This is a genomic window from Microcystis sp. LE19-41.2A (assembly GCF_027530405.1).
GTDB lineage: Bacteria > Cyanobacteriota > Cyanobacteriia > Cyanobacteriales > Microcystaceae > Microcystis > Microcystis aeruginosa.
On sequence record NZ_JAPZQJ010000215.1, the window covers coordinates 22466 to 39711 of the forward strand.

At 41.2% G+C, this 17246-nt stretch carries 14 protein-coding genes and 1 pseudogene; 4 read left to right on the forward strand and 11 right to left on the reverse strand.

Features of this window, described 5'->3' with window-relative positions; translation table 11 throughout:
• Nucleotides 1-11: 11 nt before the first annotated feature.
• The 9 genes from O9290_RS09510 to O9290_RS09550 all read right to left on the reverse strand — a co-directional run bounded on the left by O9290_RS09510 (nucleotide 12) and on the right by O9290_RS09550 (nucleotide 10842).
• A complete protein-coding gene (locus O9290_RS09510; protein ID WP_288086945.1) occupies nucleotides 12-176 on the reverse strand; it encodes a hypothetical protein in 165 nt (54 codons plus the stop codon).
• A 33-nt stretch (nucleotides 177-209) separates the two neighbouring features.
• Nucleotides 210-4808, reverse strand: a complete 4599-nt coding sequence (locus O9290_RS09515) for a CHAT domain-containing protein (RefSeq protein ID WP_288086948.1) — start codon at nucleotides 4806-4808, stop codon at nucleotides 210-212.
• A gap of 264 nt (nucleotides 4809-5072) precedes the next feature.
• The gene (locus tag O9290_RS09520; protein ID WP_288086951.1) at nucleotides 5073-5873 is read right to left on the reverse strand and encodes a DUF928 domain-containing protein; all 801 of its coding nucleotides are present in this window, start codon (nucleotides 5871-5873) and stop codon (nucleotides 5073-5075) included.
• Between the two features lie 30 nt (nucleotides 5874-5903).
• Nucleotides 5904-7157 (reverse strand): CHASE2 domain-containing protein, encoded by a 1254-nt coding sequence (locus O9290_RS09525; protein WP_288086953.1) that lies wholly within the window; start codon nucleotides 7155-7157, stop codon nucleotides 5904-5906.
• 14 nt (nucleotides 7158-7171) lie between these two features.
• A complete protein-coding gene (locus O9290_RS09530; protein WP_288086955.1) occupies nucleotides 7172-8035 on the reverse strand; it encodes a toll/interleukin-1 receptor domain-containing protein in 864 nt (287 codons plus the stop codon).
• Between the two features lie 200 nt (nucleotides 8036-8235).
• A complete protein-coding gene (locus tag O9290_RS09535; protein WP_002731718.1) occupies nucleotides 8236-8406 on the reverse strand; it encodes a hypothetical protein in 171 nt (56 codons plus the stop codon).
• Nucleotides 8403-8750: a hypothetical protein gene (locus O9290_RS09540; RefSeq protein ID WP_002734085.1), complete on the reverse strand. Its 348-nt coding sequence runs from the start codon at nucleotides 8748-8750 to the stop codon at nucleotides 8403-8405. The genes O9290_RS09535 and O9290_RS09540 overlap by 4 nt, the downstream gene beginning before the upstream one ends.
• A 56-nt stretch (nucleotides 8751-8806) precedes the next feature.
• Nucleotides 8807-9895: a hypothetical protein gene (locus O9290_RS09545; RefSeq protein WP_287766726.1), complete on the reverse strand. Its 1089-nt coding sequence runs from the start codon at nucleotides 9893-9895 to the stop codon at nucleotides 8807-8809.
• 20 nt (nucleotides 9896-9915) lie between these two features.
• Entirely contained in the window at nucleotides 9916-10842 is a 927-nt protein-coding gene (locus O9290_RS09550; protein WP_288086956.1) for a trypsin-like peptidase domain-containing protein, read from the reverse strand.
• Nucleotides 10843-11700: 858 nt separating this feature from the next.
• Between O9290_RS09550 and O9290_RS28145 the strand changes: the two are divergent.
• The 4 genes and pseudogenes from O9290_RS28145 (at nucleotide 11701) to O9290_RS09565 (ending at nucleotide 13996) form a co-directional block, all read left to right on the forward strand.
• Nucleotides 11701-11897: pseudogene (locus O9290_RS28145) on the forward strand (hypothetical protein).
• Between the two features lie 32 nt (nucleotides 11898-11929).
• A complete protein-coding gene (locus tag O9290_RS09555) occupies nucleotides 11930-12556 on the forward strand; it encodes a hypothetical protein (RefSeq protein WP_288086957.1) in 627 nt (208 codons plus the stop codon).
• 808 nt (nucleotides 12557-13364) lie between these two features.
• Nucleotides 13365-13580 (forward strand): hypothetical protein, encoded by a 216-nt coding sequence (locus O9290_RS09560; protein ID WP_123230032.1) that lies wholly within the window; start codon nucleotides 13365-13367, stop codon nucleotides 13578-13580.
• Nucleotides 13577-13996 carry a type II toxin-antitoxin system VapC family toxin gene (locus tag O9290_RS09565; protein ID WP_288086959.1) on the forward strand — a complete coding sequence of 140 codons (420 nt, stop codon included), beginning with the start codon at nucleotides 13577-13579 and terminating at the stop codon, nucleotides 13994-13996. The genes O9290_RS09560 and O9290_RS09565 overlap by 4 nt, the downstream gene beginning before the upstream one ends.
• Nucleotides 13997-14550: 554 nt before the next feature.
• On the opposite strand, the gene O9290_RS09570 is transcribed toward O9290_RS09565, so the two are convergent.
• Together O9290_RS09570 and O9290_RS09575 are read right to left on the reverse strand one after the other, a co-directional pair.
• The gene (locus tag O9290_RS09570) at nucleotides 14551-16038 is read right to left on the reverse strand and encodes a ParB N-terminal domain-containing protein (RefSeq protein WP_288086961.1); all 1488 of its coding nucleotides are present in this window, start codon (nucleotides 16036-16038) and stop codon (nucleotides 14551-14553) included.
• Nucleotides 16019-17089: a GntR family transcriptional regulator gene (locus O9290_RS09575; RefSeq protein ID WP_288086963.1), complete on the reverse strand. Its 1071-nt coding sequence runs from the start codon at nucleotides 17087-17089 to the stop codon at nucleotides 16019-16021. Before O9290_RS09575 ends, O9290_RS09570 begins: the two co-directional genes overlap by 20 nt.
• Nucleotides 17090-17246 lie beyond the last annotated feature (157 nt).

Here is a 17246-nt window from a genome sequence, read left to right on the forward strand (position 1 = left end):
CTAGACACTACCTAACAGCCACAGGCGATAGGCTGAGAGGCCAGAGATGCTGTCGTGGCTTTCATCTTACCTCTCAGCGGTTTTTGAGATGTTGCCTCATCAACGGTTTGCAGGACTGCATTACTGATGAGAAGTTTCTGAAGTTGGTTACTTTCTTTGTAGGTTAAAAATTTCACTTTTCGTTATTAGATTTGATTATGAAACGCCTTTTAATTAGCCTCACCAATTAGGGTAAATGCCGTCCAGTTTTTTGGTTCAGGGTATTGAGATTTTGTTGTTTGCATTGCTTTTCGGAGAGCCTTGGCTTTATCTGAATTATTCTCGTGATATTTTTCATAAAACTTATCCATTAATAATGGCGTAGCATTTTCATCTGGTACTTGCCATAAGGAGACAATAATACTAGGAACCCCAGCAGCCATCCAGGAACGGGATAAACCAATAACTCCATCCCCAGAAATTTTTCCTTGCCCTGTATCACAAGCACTCAAAACAACTAATTCTGCATTAATTTGGTAGCCTAAGTTTAGAATTTTTTCTGCCGTTAAAAGTCCATCGTATTCATTGCTAGGAGCTAGTGCAATCGCCCCTTGTAAAGGATTTCGGTCATCAAACTTGCCATGAGTAGCCAGATGAATCAACCGTGCTTGAGATAATTTCTGTCTAATGTTTTTCTCAGTTGCTTCTTGACCAATAATCGCCTGAGTTTTTAGCCGTTTGGCAACAGCTTTTGCTTCCTCTTCTGACCCCTTAATCGGTTTAAAGTCTCCGGGCATCGGACTAGGATTGCCCACCACAAGAACTTCTTGTGCCTTTCCTAGAACTTGCTGTCGTCGCTTATGAGTTGACTCCAAAACTTGAATGGCTGGAGATGTAAGGATAGTGTATTTGTCAATTAGATATTGCCCCTGCTGGTCTTGGAGCGCAGGAAACGGCAAGAGAAACAGTCCTTGGTGAGGAATGAAGATAATATGGGCTTCTGGGTTGGTAGGCAACAATTGAGCAATAGGCTTTATTAGAAGTTCGTGAAGTTTTTGTAATCTGATGTTAATGGGAGAAGAAGCTTTTTCTAATTCGCTGACTAAAATTTCTCTAATTGGTGAATTGGGAGCATTAGCAAATCTGACAGCGGCGGTATTACGCTCAGGATAGACACTAACTACTTCTCGTAGATACTCAAGAGGTTCTTTCGTGATTCTAACTAAATCACCTGGCTTGAACTCTGGCTCAACAGTGTTCCCGCGAGCTTTTCCCCCTACACCCATAAATTCACGAGCTTCAGTTACAATTTGGTTGAGAGAATTACCTGAAAATTTTAAATCAACTGAGCGAAACTCAATTTTACCGTTAGGCTGAACGACCCAGATATAAAGTTCTGATTCTTGGGTTGATTCTTGGGTTTGCAGTTTGTTTGGCTCTATTAACTCATCCCCAACAATCCAATATTCGACCAGTGTAGCGTTTTGTTCCCTGGCAATTTGCTGGATTTGTTTGATTGTTGGTGGATTAGCTGTAATTGGGCGAGTTGATTTGGGAGATACCTGGGTTGCTAGTAGATCGGCAAATGCCCTGGCTCTGGCAATTTCTGATGCTAGTAAAGCTTCTTCTTTAGCGTCCAACTCTACTAGATACGTAATTAGTTTTTGAAGAAAGGGTTGTGCTTTATCTAACGCAACAATCTTATCTGCATACTTGGTTAATCTTTGTCTCCAATTTTCTACATAACTTGCCAATACTGACCGAATAAGATTTGCTTGCTGTGGGGTAGGAAGAGATAAATATTTTGTCTGATTCATTGCCTGTCGGATTTCCACCGCATTTTCCAAACTGGTTATTAAATCTTCATAATCTTGAAGTTGAAAATGGCAATGAGTAAGATTTCTAATAAGATTTGCTTCGTCTATGAGGTAACCATAAATTGTAGAAATATAGGTTTTCGTATTGCTTCTTTCTTGTTGGTAAAGTGTTAATGCTTCTTCTAAAGGTTTCAAAGCCTGTTCGCATCTACCTTGAAGAACTAAATCTGCTCCTAAATCTTTTAGATACCATTTATCTTCGGCAAGTTCTGTCGCAATAGGGTTTCTATAAGATTCTTTTGTTCGTTCAGCGAGAAAGCTTTTCTTCTCAATTGGGCTGATTTCAGTTTCCAAAATACCTGTTAAAGTTCTACCACCAGAAACTGCTCGAAAAAATCCTTCCCCTTCTTCTTTATCTGAACCTTTCCAAGTAAAATTTAATCTGTTTTGTTGAACTATTCCTTCTATTGTTCCCCCACCATGCCCTGTATAAGTTCCATAAACTTTTTCTCCATCTTGTTGTAGAGTAACTTCTCCGAAAGCTGCCAAAGATTTTTCCTGCCAAACACCTTGAAAACTAGGAGGGAGAGTTTCTATTTCACCTGTAAAGTTTGCTTGATAAGTGCTAGACTGCCATGCTGAACTATTCCCTGTAGCTTTAATTGTTCCTGAAATTTGGTTATTTTGAATTTTAAAAATTAAAGCTCCTTCAATACCAGTAACTACTAAAGGAGAGTTGTTTGATTCGTTTACACGACTAGAGGGAAAAGCCCACCAAGTTAAATCGGGAAATATTCCCGAACTTGGACTTGATTTAAGCTGTAAAGAAACCTGATTGTTATTTACGGTTATTTGGCTTTTCACCGAGGATAAAACCTCTTCGGATATCCAAGAAAGGCTACCATTTCTGTCTCGTGCATCTGTTTCTAAAGTTACTACAAAAGGATTAGGGTTTTTCGTCGAATGATTTGGCTTAATTTTGAGAATTCCAGAAAGAGTTCCAAAAGATTTATCATCTGTTTCTCCTTGAAGAGAAATTTTAAAAACTGAGGGAACTTTTATCCCTTCGATTTCTGTTTTGGGTGGACTATAAGTAGCTTGAACGTTTCCCTGGGATAGTGTTTGAGAAATCCTCGCAATCTTTTGAGAATCCATCGCTGAGACAGTATATATTGCATCTAAAACTGCTTTGTCCCCTTCTAGAAAGATTGTGCCATCTACGGAGGTACTAGAACCTCCCCATTGACGCTCCCCTTGAAATTTCCAGATGTTGTCAACTTTTGAATAGGTACCAAATATCGGATATAAATCGTCGCTGACATTAGCCATTGGAGGGGGAGCAAAAACAAAGGTATTATCGTCAGAAAATATCCAATTTGCGCCTAAAAACATCACTTGTAGCTGTTCTGTTCCCCACCATGCTCCTTGAAGATTCTGAAATTGAGGCTCTTTTGTCCCTGTTAGCGATAGTGTTACTTTCGCTTTTGATAAGTCAGCCTTTATCGTTTTGGTTATCCCCTTTTGTCTAGCAGATGGTACTGGTAACAAACGAGATTGAAAAATCGGCAAACTCTGCTTTTTGATTGGTTTAGTAACAATATTGTTCTCATTTGTTGGATTGGGAGCAGTCGTTTCTGATTTTTTCGTTACTATCTCGCCTGTAAACTTAGCCCGATAGGTGCTGGATTGACCTTCATCTGAAATTCCCGAAGCATTGATTGTTCCAGAAATTTGATTTCCTTGAATCGAAAAAGTAAGTATTCCACTTTTAGCTACAACTCTCAAACGATTAGGTCGATTGGGAATTTCGGTTGAATCTATTTCTATTCTAGGTTGACCAAGCTCTTCATTTCTTTGATTAATTTCTTCATTAATCTGGTTCAGTTCTTCGTCTAACTTTCTAAGCTGATCTACTAGCGAACCCCGTGTAAACCAAGTGAAATCGCTACGGAATCCCTCACTAGGATTGACTTCCATGCGTACCTGACCGTTAGTAACGGTAATTTGGCTATAGTGTTCTTGCCTCTGCGGATGATCTGATAAATAGGATTGCCAAAATAAACTGCCGATTGTCAGTTCTTCAGGACTCGCCGCATTCATGTAGAGTGATACTAGAAAGGGATTGGGATCTCCAGAAGAAGAAGGTTGAATTTCCAGAGTTCCAGAAAGAGTGCCAAAGGATTGACCATCTGTTTCTCCTTGGAGAGAAATGTTAAAGGTAGAAGGAACTCTTATCCCTTCTATTTCTTTCGTGGGTTGGCTGTTCATCGTATCTATATCTAATTGTTGCGCTATTTTTCGGGCTTGCTGATAAAGTTCATTGGCTTGGGGTTTGTTTCCCGCATCTTCATAGGCTCCAGCTAGATTATTTAAAATGCCATATTGTCCTGGAAGGTTGTTAAGTTCTCGCGCCATAACCAACGCTTGTTGATAAAGATTAATGGCATTTGGCAAATCTTTCGAGTATTTGTAAGCATTTGCTAAGTTATAGCTAAGTAAGAATTCCAGTTCTCGGTTGGCAATTTTTTGAGCAATAACTAAACCTTCCTGATAAGAAGCAATGGCTGGAGGATAGTTTTTCTGCCAATAGTAAGCGAGTCCTTGATTGTTCAAAGCTCTGGCTTCTAAATCGCGGTCTTGAATTTCTTTTGCTACTTTTAAAGTCTGTTGCGCGTAGTCAAGAGCTTTAGAATAGTCTTCTCGTAAATAGTAAAAATTACCGAGATTTTTTAGCACTTGTCCCTCTCCTCTGTGGTCTTGGATTTCTCGGTAAATAGTGAGAGCTTGCTGGAAAAGATTTAAGGTTGCATCGGCTTGATTAGTGTCCATTTTTTCCTGTAGTCTTTCAATCCCTTCCCTCAGCAATTGATCGGCTTCTGTTTTCCGAGCAGCAGGTGTTTGAGCTAAAACTGGTGACATGGAAAAGGACACTACATCATTAATCAAGAAAGGGATCTCCACTGCAATCAGGAAGGTGATAAGTGCGATGAGGCATAGTTTGAAGATTCGCATAGCTATTACTTTATCAACGAGCTTGACTTAAGATCACGCTACGGGAATCACTAAGCCTCGCCGATTAGCGTAATGTTGAATACAATGAGTATAACTTAACAATGTTAGATTTGATTAAGAGACGCGAACCGCTACGCGGTGGCGAAGCCTCCCGCCAGTAGATTGTTTAAGGCGAGAGCATTTTTCCTGAATTTTTGAGTATTTATACTTACTGCAAAAGTGGGATGCTCCCACTTTTGCATTCAATTTTGAGATTCGTCAAGATTATTTAGATGTACAACAGGAAACAATGGGTTCTGAGATTAATTCAGACAAGTTGATTTCCTGTTGACTTAATAAAGCTTCCCAATCAGCAGTAACCTTTTGATCATGAGGTTTATCTTGACGGAGTTCAGCTAATTCAGTTAAAGCTTCATACCACAGGCTATTAGCAGCATAGAAAACATATCTCTCTCTTGGTGTTGTTGCGGCTTTTAACTGATTAACTAAGTTAGCATCTAGACTAACTCTCTTGATCCAACTTTTGACAATTGGTTTGCTACCTGGGGCGTTGCTATTTCCACCATTACAGGTCACAGAGAAGTCTATCCTATATCTTTTGCCAATCTCTAATGCCTTTTTGGGCAGGCGAACACTAACAATCCCTGGCGTATTTGTAACTGAAAAAGTTACCTCATCAATCTTATTTTGCTGTTCATCCCACAGTACCAACTCTGCTGATTTGATGGCATTGGAACCATAAGGAATGTAAAACCAAAAAGTTGGAAATTCTGCTGCGGTTAATCCTAAATAATACTCAGGAACTAAGGCTGTAAGAGGTTTATCTACACTTGGACAATCATCACGGCCTGCTGTCGGTTTTCTACCGCTAGGCGCATCATCGACTGGCGGATTATATTTTAGTGGCACTCCGATTGGACTCGAGTTAGACGAGGCTTGCTTGAGAGTACCTGCTGTGGTTGACTCAGTTCGCAGTGGTAAGGAGTTGCTATTCATGCTATAACCTGTCAAAATAAGCAGAAAGAAAAGTTTTATTGATGAGTTAAGACATGTTATCCAAGTCATGATTAAAATCTGGTTATCTAATGTTATTGCTTATCCAAACTTACTAAGAAACAAAAGTACACCTCCACTTGTAATTATCAATGCCAAAAATGGTCGCACTAATGGAACCCAATAACCATATATCAGCAGCCCCCAACAGGATACTACTAAAATAATAATTGCAATACTGTCACTGAGCAATAACCAAGACCACTTTCCATAAAAAATCCAACCAATTAAGGCTCCTACTAAAATCCAACTCCAAATCCAGATGATTTCTCCCCATTTAGGTAAAAATGACAGAAGAGGACGATTAGCTAGAACTGCACTAATAATCTGACTAACCATTTGTGCTTGAAGTTCTACTGCTGGTATTTCTTTGTATGAATCTTCACTATAGGGTGTATAAGAGTCAAATCTATTATGAGCTTTAGAAGTATAGCCAATGATAATAATTTTGTTTTTAATCGCATCAGATACAACTTTTTCTTCTAACACCGATTCAAAAGTAACTCTTTGAGCAATTCTTTTTTCTTGGGTATAACGGTAGTTTAGTAATAATTGATATCCTCCTAAATCCTCATTTCCGTAAACGCCTGTACTACTATTCAACGGTGTGGTGACAAATTCTAATACATTAGTCCACGTTAAGAGTTTTGATTTCCAGGTATTAGCAGTTAACTTTTTCAAGATCGTTTTATCTAATTTCGTGTAACCTTCTAGAGTTGTCTCAGGTTCAATTCCTTGGGTATTTAAATAATAAGCTGCTAGTTGAAAACTGAAAGATAATGGTGTTTGACAAGGAGATGTTGCTTCTGGTTTCATAAATAAAAGATGACGACGAACAACACCATCTGAATCTTCTATTACATCGCTAAAGCCTATGTACTCTTTAGGAACTCCTTGTGGTGGAGGATTCCCTGGGCTATTGGGGTCATTTCCTAATCGATGGTTGCAGGTATAAATTAGATTATGGCGATTCTTTAACTCTTGTTCGCGGAGGATGTTTACCCCAATAACTTTTGGCTGATATTGCTCTAGTTTTTCGATTAACTCAGTCAGTTTATCGTTTGATATTGGATAGCCATATTTTTGCAAGTCATTTTCTGTCGCTTCAACAATCAATAAACGCTGGTCTGGCTTTTCTGGTGGTCTTAGCCGCATTAACCCATCAATCGCTTTTAGCTCCCATTTTTGCAGCAGCCTTACGGGTAATATTGCTTCCAGTATTACTGCTAGAGGGACTACAACCAATAGAAGGACTGTAGTGAGGATATGCACCTTTTTTTTCGTAATCTGGCTCACTGACGAGCACCAAGTCAGTGAGCCGTCTGAGGGTTTGAAGGAAGTTCATTGGCTGCTTTATTAATGTAATCGCAGATATTAACTAATACCTGATTAAGTTCTGCTGGACTCAAGCTATCTAGTGGCTTAGAAATCTCGTGTGCTGCCTGATAAGCTTCAATTTCCGTTTCTTTATACATACAAGCACTTACGCATACCCAAATGATTTTCAGTCCTTCCTGTTCAGCAGCTTTCAGTAACGAAGGTAGTTCATGCTCTGCGATAAAGTCAGATGCTAGGAAATTCGGACTCACCATTAGTACAGCCACTTTTGCCGTTGCTAGAGCATTTTTAATTTCATCTCTCCACTTAGAACCAGCTTTGATTTGGGTATCATCCCAAACCGAAATTTTCCGATTCCGAGTAAGTGGCTTGAGCATAGTTTGGAGTCTTTCCAACCATTCTTGATCTTGGTAACTGTAACTAATAAAAACTTGGTCGTGCTGTTTTGAGGTGTCAGTATTAGATTTTTGTGGGTTCATATTAAATTCTTGCTGCTCAAAGGTTACATGGCTTGATATCGGAGGCGAATTCTCCCACTTATCAATAAGATTGAGAATAAATTGGCGATCGCTGTCAGATAAACTGGAGTCGATCTGGCTAAGGAACTCCAAAAAAATGACTAATCCTAGTTTGTCAGCAATATAAACTGTTGAGAGCGTAGCCAACAGACTAACCGCAAACTTATCTAAAGATTTATCTATCTGAACTAAACTAGAATATTTTTCTAGACCACATAATTTTAAGAAGTTACTGCGGTCATCAGGAGTTAGAAGTTGTGAACTCCTAGTTAAAATTCGCTGAAGTTGGATTTTTTCGTTGTCATTTAAAAATTCCATCGATCACTCTCCCAAGCCAACCATAAGTCGTTTCAATTCTTCCAAAATAGCAAGAATTCGCATCCTACTCATTTTAGCCTCAACTATCCGCCCCAAACGAGACATTGGAGGACTGAGGCAGTTGAGTCCTTCCACTTCCCCTCCATCTTGGCATTCACCCCCAGCAAAAGTCACTATCTGATGACATACAGCGATCGCTCTTACTTAGTCTTACCTGCTTGCTGCTTTTCTAAATGCCTCTCTCCTACTCGATTCTCCCACTTCTGAGCAAACGCCTCTGACATCTCATACAACTTTCTCGCTTGGTCTTCAAAGCTTTTGCCAAGTTCAATCAGTTCAGTCAGCGTTTTTTCATCCGGTAGTTCTTTCATTGCAAATCCTCCAAGCGTCTAATAATGTTTCTACCTCTTATCTTAGTCTCCAATGTCTCGCCCAACAAGGTTGCTAAATCTTCTCCAGCCTCCTGAATGACTTCTGGCGAAATATTTTCTGCCGAAACCTGTCCTACTGTAGTCTGGATGCGCCTTCTGGAATTGTCTACGAAGAACATAGCTGTATTGAAATAGGCAAATAATTGAATTAATAAAGCGTTGTTGGGGAAAAGTAACATAATCTGTCTGAGTTGAGTTAATCCCTCCCTAGCCTCCTGTTCAGTTAGCTCTAGTTCCTGATTCAGTTGCTCAACAAGAGCAGTAATTTCTGATGGAATAGACATTTATCCAATATTCATAATAATCATTAGGAATATAAATAATTAATTATATCACCCTTTCACTTAAATAACCTTTCTAACCCTGCCAATTCCGCCTCCGTCTCTGCATCCACAGTTGGTAAAGGTCGCTGCATAATCGAATAAAGAGAGCGCTTTCCCTCCGTTACCCCTTGCAAGCCAATTTCCCGCAAATAATCCTCAACCTTCAGCACCATCGCACGGCGGTCAGATTTGGTCACATCAGCACTACGATAAATAGCTGCTCTAATCGCAGGCAATAGGGTCTTTTTTACCTCCTGATATTCTCCTTTAAAAACTGCATCTTGAGTCTGATTAACTAACTCTTTAATACTTTGCAATGACTCCCAATCCTGCGCAGTACGCATCTCAATCCGAAAGAGCATATAACTATAGCCTTCTAGGGACTTGCCATCCTTAACAAACACCTTCGTCTGTCCTGGCGAACCCACCTTCAAACTGTCGTTAACTACGCAAAGCGTACTCCCATTAAGTTGATTTTCCTCCGCTAAAATTGCCACAAAATACCCCGCTCTCAGATCATTGTTTCCCCCTCCCCCTTTTTCCGAAAAAGTTTGTTGATACCCCAATTCTAACTGACTATTCCCAATACCGATTAAGTCTTCAATCCCGCGATAAACGGGTTCTGCAATCTTTAACACCGATGAAAATTCTGGCACAGGCAATAACGCAGAAAACCGCCCCATCGTCTTGATAAACTTGCCAATGGGTTCACTCGCTGCCAAAGTAAACAAACCCGCCTGCAACTCCACTAAACCCTCATTGAAGGGAAACAGAGGAGTCAGGGGATAGTTACACTGAATCACCCTATCCAGGTTATCGGCTGCTAATTCCCGTAAATATCCCGGTTCAGCCAGATAGGGGACTGTAACGGGTTTGCCGCCGTAATTGAAGCGAATAGCAGCATGAACCACTGGATAACGCTGTTTAAACCAATCCACATCTCTTGCTAGGCGCATCTCCACCAACCAAAGGCGACAGTAAGCTTTTCCAGCTTTAATTCCCGTCCCATCATAAGCCACATCCACCCGATAATCTGGCAGGAAAAGTGCCTGATATTTCTTCGAGTCACGCCGGAACATTTCTGCAAAATCTTGCCACAAACTCATAAGCGCATTCCTTACCACGATTAAGATAGGTGAGATTGAATTTGAGTCCAGAAGCTACGCAGGGGAAGCCCTGATGTCGTTCCTGGGACGAGAGTTCGCCCCAAGATTCCTGGATGTCCGCGATGAATCGCCACCAATTTCCAGTCCCGATTGAAGATGGGCGCACCAGAGGAACCTTCGTCGGTACTAATATTGTGGTCGATGTAATCTTCTCCCACTTGCACTACGTGTCCCAATTCGGAAACCACAACGTGCTGTACTTGGGGATGGTGGATCAAGCAAATTTCCTGTCCACTATCTAATATAGCATCAGTCGAGATCGCCGTCTGTTGTTTCGGTTCGCCTTTAACGGGGATTAAGGCATAATCTTCTCGACTGGAACGATTTGCACAATTGAGATCCAGTTCAAAGACATCGGAATCTAAAGCGTAACTGTTAGGAGTGGAATTGAAGCGAACCCAAGCTTGTTGCGCCCGACTTTTAGTAAAAATGTGGTCACAGGTGAGTAATATTTTCTTGCCAATTAATACAGAAGTACCAATACCTGTCCCTTTCGGTGATTCGATTCTACCAACCGTACTGCGAGCAGTTAAAGCTTTGAGGTTTTCTTCTCCCCTTTCTACTAATCTGGTAAATAAAGCCACATCTTTATCTGCTAGTTGATAAATTGGCGCTAACTCGCACAGGTGTTTGAGAAAGCGCACCATTGGATGATAGTCTAATCTTTGATTGGAGACGCAATAGGTTTTAAACGCTGCGACTAATGCCTGAGCAAATATATTAGGTTTAGTGTCCTGTCTCAGGTTGCTGATAAATGCCATATCGATACCAGCATTTTCTAGAACTTCTTGGCGATCACTGGCAACATTTACCCTAATAGCAAATAGATTGAGAGCTAAAATCAGGGATGTAACTTCCGTTTGCAGTAAGAAACTTTCTGGATTCATAATAAATTTTTGGGATGAGTTTGAATTAGCTTGAGAACCTAGGGTGAGAGAATCTCAAAAGCTATTGACAATTGGCCAATTTTGTAATCCGCATGGGCATTTCAGGTTATACCAGTCAATCAGAATAGTCACGAAATCGACCCATTTGGCTAATTTTTGCTTAACAATTGAGATGGCCAATTCTCCTCAAATATACCTGAATCGTCCTCTGGGTAAGCGACTCACATAAAGTTCATTTTGTCAAGAATTGTTAAGATACGTTTACACTGCTTGAGAGCCAAGGCTAAGATTCGACTGGTTTTGATTATATTTGCTTGTGTTTTGAATTACTTTTTGTCGTTTTTGTGTTTTGTATTTTTCTATTTGTTCGATAGGTAGAGATAAGGTTTCCTCAATTTCTTGTCTAATATAATTACTAACGTTACGGACACTGGTTAAACACTCCCAGATCCCAGAGGGAGCATCTCATTTATGCAAGTGAGTAATTATACTTATTCCTAAAACTGTTTTCTAGCAAGGCTTTCAAAATAGCTTGACATAAAAACCTGATTTAGGGGTTGCAAAGGTGAGATGCTCCCGATCCCAGGCTCCCAGAGTAATTGATTGACATTATAACCCACATTCCGCACCCTAAAGTGCCGGCTCTTCTGTTTCTCAGCAATTCTCAGTTTTAGACACAGCAAACCTTTTAGGGATTTAAAGAACATTTTAAAGTGGGATTTTTGGGGCAACTTTGGGTGTACTATCACGTCAGAAGCCCGAAAACTCGTGAAATGAAATTCGCCATCCCATTGAATTTTACCCCGTATTATGGGAACTAACTCCCAAAAGCCTTGCTACAGGGCAAATTTAGAATTGCTGTCTGTTTCTTCAGTTTGTGTTGTACAATGGACTGGGGTTATAAGAGATGAAACCCTTATAGAGAAAGACGTTTGGCGATTTTTATCGAGTATTTTTGTCTAGAGCGAACTAATCAATTAAATCTCTTGCCAGATAAGGATTTAGCCGATTTCTGCCCCCTGATCGAATCATACCAAGTAACTAAGAACCGTTAAGAAGGCATAATAAAAATAATGAAAAACGAATAATGGATACTAAAACTAATAAGAATATTGCTCCTAAAATTCGCAAATTGGTTGAGACAGCGAGGGAACTATACCAAACCAAATATGCCCTCAATGTCACAAGGCTCACCAGTCTCAAAAGTCTTTGCCAAGAAAAGGAAGCTGCCGCTAATTTTGCGCTGTACCTAGCTAAATTGGTAGTCAAACAGATGGAATCTAATCAAACTACCAGGTCTTTTCTTGGAGAAGAAGCTTGGACAGAACACTGCCAACTAATTAACCATACTGTTGAAAAAATGGAAGATTACCTAGAATATCCAACTCCAGATAAACGGCAGGATTTGCATAAATTGTTAACCCAACTAGAACAAATTCAAGGTTGGGAAAGACACATAAGATTTGGAACACAAATTCGTGTCATCAATAACAAATATGCCTTAATAATTGAAGATGCCCTGCGCTGTATGACAAGTTCAGATTATCCTTATTGGAGTTACCAAATGGCGAGAGATTATGCTGAACGCTATAACTCAAGCTGTGGCAGTGGACTAACTTCTGAATCCGCTCCTTTAGTCGCAGAAATTGCTGAGTTTTGGTGTCAATATTATTTTAGCAAAACTCTCACAGAGAAATTCCCTGATAAGAGTTGACATCAAAATAGAATAAAATTTAATAATTTTTATCTCCATACTGTTCAGGAGGTTGCCCTACTAATTCAGTAGGATAAGCTCTTGATTTTCTTCATTTAGAGGGGCTACATTTTCCCAGACCATCTCAAATTTCCATTCTTCGATTAAATCATAAATAAAAATTAACTGACTTCTCGATGATAAGGATAAATCTCCTAATTTCTAACTATCATTGTAAGGAGGAATTTCGGTGAAAGGATTGAAAATTTATGTCGTGCAACGGGAGTGTCAAATCAACGAGGCACAGAGGTTTTTAGGATAGGTAAGTCATCTGCACTCCCGATGGCAAAGCCCCTCAAGATAACGATTTGTAATTAGTTGAATTATATACCAATTTTCAATCGTCGTGACTAACATCTAAACAGAATATTGACCTTGATTAAAGTTGGCCGTTCTCGATACTTTCTTACGTTTCTATTAATCTTTCGTCATCGATCGCTGCCTAACGATAAGGTCTTGTCCACTGTCCGAGTGATTCTCCCCTCACTTAACGAACCAAGCTGCCGTATCAACAAAAACCTTCGTCACTTGAAATGCCCATGCTGCTCACAAAATTGGCTAATTGTCAATAGCGTTTTAGGTGCGCTTACCTTTAGGTAGGGATAATTACATGGTTTGAACGGAATAAAATTTTAATTTTTCCTCAATCTTTCTGACAATTCGGAGCGCTGTGACTCCCGAAATCTTCAATTATTTTATTAAGTGCTATAATTCTATTGATGAAACAATTTTTGCTGGTAGCTAGTTAAGCTTAGAAGGAGTTGATATTATGTTAGTTAAAGGAATTAAAAAAGGCAAAACTATTGAGTTATTAGAGGAAGTTGATTTTCCTGATAATGAAGAGTTATTAGTAGAAATTAGAGAGGTTAATAATTTTTGGTCAGCCTTGCAAGATTTTAGACAAAGAGTAGATTTGGCAAGTATTGATGATGATAGTTTTGATAATTTACGCGACAAGTCAACGGGGAGAGATGTTCGTTTATGACTCTCAAATATTTGCTAGATACTAATATTTTGTCAGAGGCTAAACGACCTCACCCGAATCAGAAAGTCATGACGAAGCTAAGATTATCTAAACGGGAAATAGCCACAGCTACTCTGGTAATCCATGAGCTATTATTTGGTTGTTTTCGACTTCCTCTGTCTAAAAAACGCCAAGACTTAGAGGATTATGTAAATAACGTTATTTTAGCCAATCTACCTTTATTAGATTATGACTTAAAATCAGCCCAATATCACGCACGGGAAAGGTCAAGATTGTCTAAATTCGGTAAGAGTCCTGCTTTTGTCGATGGTCAGATAGCGTCTATTGCTTTTACCAACAATTTGACTTTAGTTACCAATAATGTTGATGATTTTCAAGATTTAGAAGGTTTAGTGATTGAAAATTGGTTTCTCTAATCTGTAATTGTTCCGTGTTAATACTCGATAAATCATTTGCTCCCCCAGAAAGATGATTACTGCGTCATCGATCGCTGCCTAACGATAAGGTCTTGTACACTCCCCTCTCTTAACGAATCGCTAAGTGAGAACCTCGAAAAATTCGTTAAGTGAGCAGCTCAAACCAGGTTAAGGTTCCGTCATCGATCGCTCTCTAAGGATCGGGTTATGTCCACTCCCCTCACTTAACGAATCGCTAAGTGAGAACCTCGAAAAATTCGTTAAGTGAGCAGCTCAAACCAAGTTAAGGTTCCGTCATCGATCGCTCTCTAAGGATCGGGTTGTGTACATGGTCGGTTTCAATTCTCCCCTCACTTAACGAATCGCTAAGTGAGAAACTCGAAAAATTCGTTAAGTGAGCAGCTCAAACCAAGTTAAGGTTCCGTCATCGATCGCTCTCTAAGGATCGGGTTATGTCCATAGTCGGTTTCAATTCTCCCCTCACTTAACGAATCGTTAAGTGAGAACCTCAAAAAATTCGTTAAGTGAGCAGCTCAAACCAAGTTAAGGTTCCGTTAGGGTGGGCTGTTCTCGATACTTTCTAACATTCGTTTGATAGCCCCATCGATGGTTGCCGTACCGACGCGATTTCGGTATCCTAACAGCCGCTCCCAAGTAGCCTGTTCTACTCTGACATACCACTCACAGCCGTTACCGGCCTTGTAATTCAGCCCTTCCTTGACTTGAAATTTAGCGGCCACATCGATGGTTTTTGGGGAAAGGAAGTCCGAACCTAACATTTCCCTGTTGCCATCGTCGAAAAGGATGATGGCCGCGTAGGGATTGGGCAACGCGGTTATTTCCCCCGTCTGTCCTTTTCTGGGATGCTCACCGGTAACAGTGACAGAATTTCCCACGGTCAACCGAGTAGATTTAACTGACCCATCTTCACTTAACGATTTTTCCGTTAGGGTTTCATCCTCACTTAACGATTTTTCCGTTAACGTCCCGTCTTCTTTTTCACTTAACGATTTTCGATGCCGACCGATGTTAGTGGTGTCCATGGTCGAGACGGTCCCGTGTTTGGTCTGATAAATTCTTTGTCTCTCACTTAACGAATCGTTAAGTGAGAGACGCAAACGATTGACCAGATCGGCGGAAACAAAACATAATTTGGCAATACGGTTGTTACTATAGCGCGACCATTCCCCGTCCTGCAAGAGCATCAACACCGCCCGCCGTTTATCGGTATTGCTGCGTCTGAGACCGTGATGGGCATTCGCCCCGACCGAGTAGAGGATCGCATCGCGTCTGGTTCCCCGACGGATATCGACAGCGATTGCGGGTAATTCCAAAGACTGGGCGGCCAAGAGCCGGTGAAACCCATCGGCTAACCAATAATCGCTGCCATCCCAGAACACCAACACGGGGGGAAAACGATCGCCGGAACGCATATTCTCGGCATATTCGGCGACGGTGAGTTGATTGATCGTCGCTCTCGGTTGTGTACCGCCGTCGGTACGGATCAGAGCGATGGTCAAATATTCGGGCGCGGGGTCTTCCCGATCGGATTTCGTTAAGTGAGGTTCGGGGATTAGATCGCAGGACAGAAAAAACTCGCAGTGAAATAGCCGGTTGTCGGTGGTGAGAATCCAGCCGTTCCCCTTAAACTCTCTGACCTCGAAGGTTTTGCCGGCGGCTTCGGGATGGTTCCCATTTATGGTAACGGTGTCCCCAACCTTCAAATCGCACAAGAACGGCTCGTCCTTTAACCTGTTGGGTCGTTCGGGAACGGGAACGGAAGCGTACCAATCAACCCAAACGACCGGCAAACCCACCGACGGGAGAGACAACTGGGCGATAACCCCCAACCGTTTGCCGTCGGTAACGGCTTGACCCACCGTTAAATTCAGGTAAGCCCGAAGATCGTCCCTGAGATCACTCAGGTATTGCAGATCGGCCTTTTTTTTCCTCTTCTCCCCAGCGGTCTGAGTCAGTTCGTCCTCGATCCGCCGCAACCGTTCGCCTATTATCTCCTCTTCTTCATTTCTGGGAAGTTCCATAACAACCTCTCAAAATCTCAAAGAATTCCGCCATTTGTTGGGGACTGGCAGCTGTATCGTATTCCCCCGCCGCCACCTTGCGCCACGCTATCAGTTGACCGTCTGGAAGGAAAACCTTGGGTTCTCGAAATTGGTCGAGGGGTAGATATTCGGGCGATCGCGCCTGGACAGAACCTTCGATAATCGCCTGCTCGTACCACTGCAAAAATTCTCGGTTCAAGGGATTTTTTAAAGACTTCTCTTTCTCCTGTCTCGGAACCTGATATAAAAAAACTCCGCGTGGATTATTGATCGTCTCCCAGGTTTCGTCAATGTGCCTGATCGCACCCCAAACCTGAGATATATCGTGATCCTCGATCACCTTACATACCCTTTCATCGAAGGGAATCCCCAATTCTTGCAACTTAACCCTGACCGAATCGGGAATAACTTGCCGAGAAATTTCCTCTTCTTGCCAACTTCTCACCGAAAGGTTTTTATCGATCACCATCTCTTCCAAAACGGCCGATAACTTACCGAAATTTCCTTGCTCCTCTTCAGAGTTTTCAATACATTTATTCTTTATCCCCCCAACGGTCTGGGATGTCTGAATAATCTGAATAGTCTGAGGCTCGGTAGAATCCTTATCTGACAAGGGTTTTGACTCGACAATCGGATCATTTTGTCCGATTGCTGATATTTGGATCATTTTGTCGTCAACGGGATCTTTTTGTCCGCAACGGGATCTTTTTGTCCGTTTTTGGATCATTTTGTCCGAGGCAAAATTTTTTCCCTTGCCGTTGTTGGTGGTGTTTTTGGCCTTCCATTTATCTATGGCAAAATCGAAGAGATCGGCATCCTGTAGCCGTTGTGCCGCTCTCTGGATGGTACGCGGATTTACTCCCAGTTCCACGGCGATCTCTGCGGGTGAGGGAATTTCGACAAACCGATCACCGTAAGGATCGCGGGAGTAGAGATACAGCCATAAATCGTATTGGGTTCCAGACAATTTCAGGGAACGAACATAATTAATTAGCTCGAACGGGATCTGAACAAAGCTTGTTTGTGTCATAATAGAGGTAATTGATTGTTTCCCCGCCCTAGTCAGTGCGGGGGTGTTTTTTATTTTTTAGGGACTTTTTTCTTATTTGTCCCTTAATCAGAACTTCAACTGTTCTTAATTTCGTTTCGGATAACCATATTTCCCCCCACCGTGCCATAATTGGAAC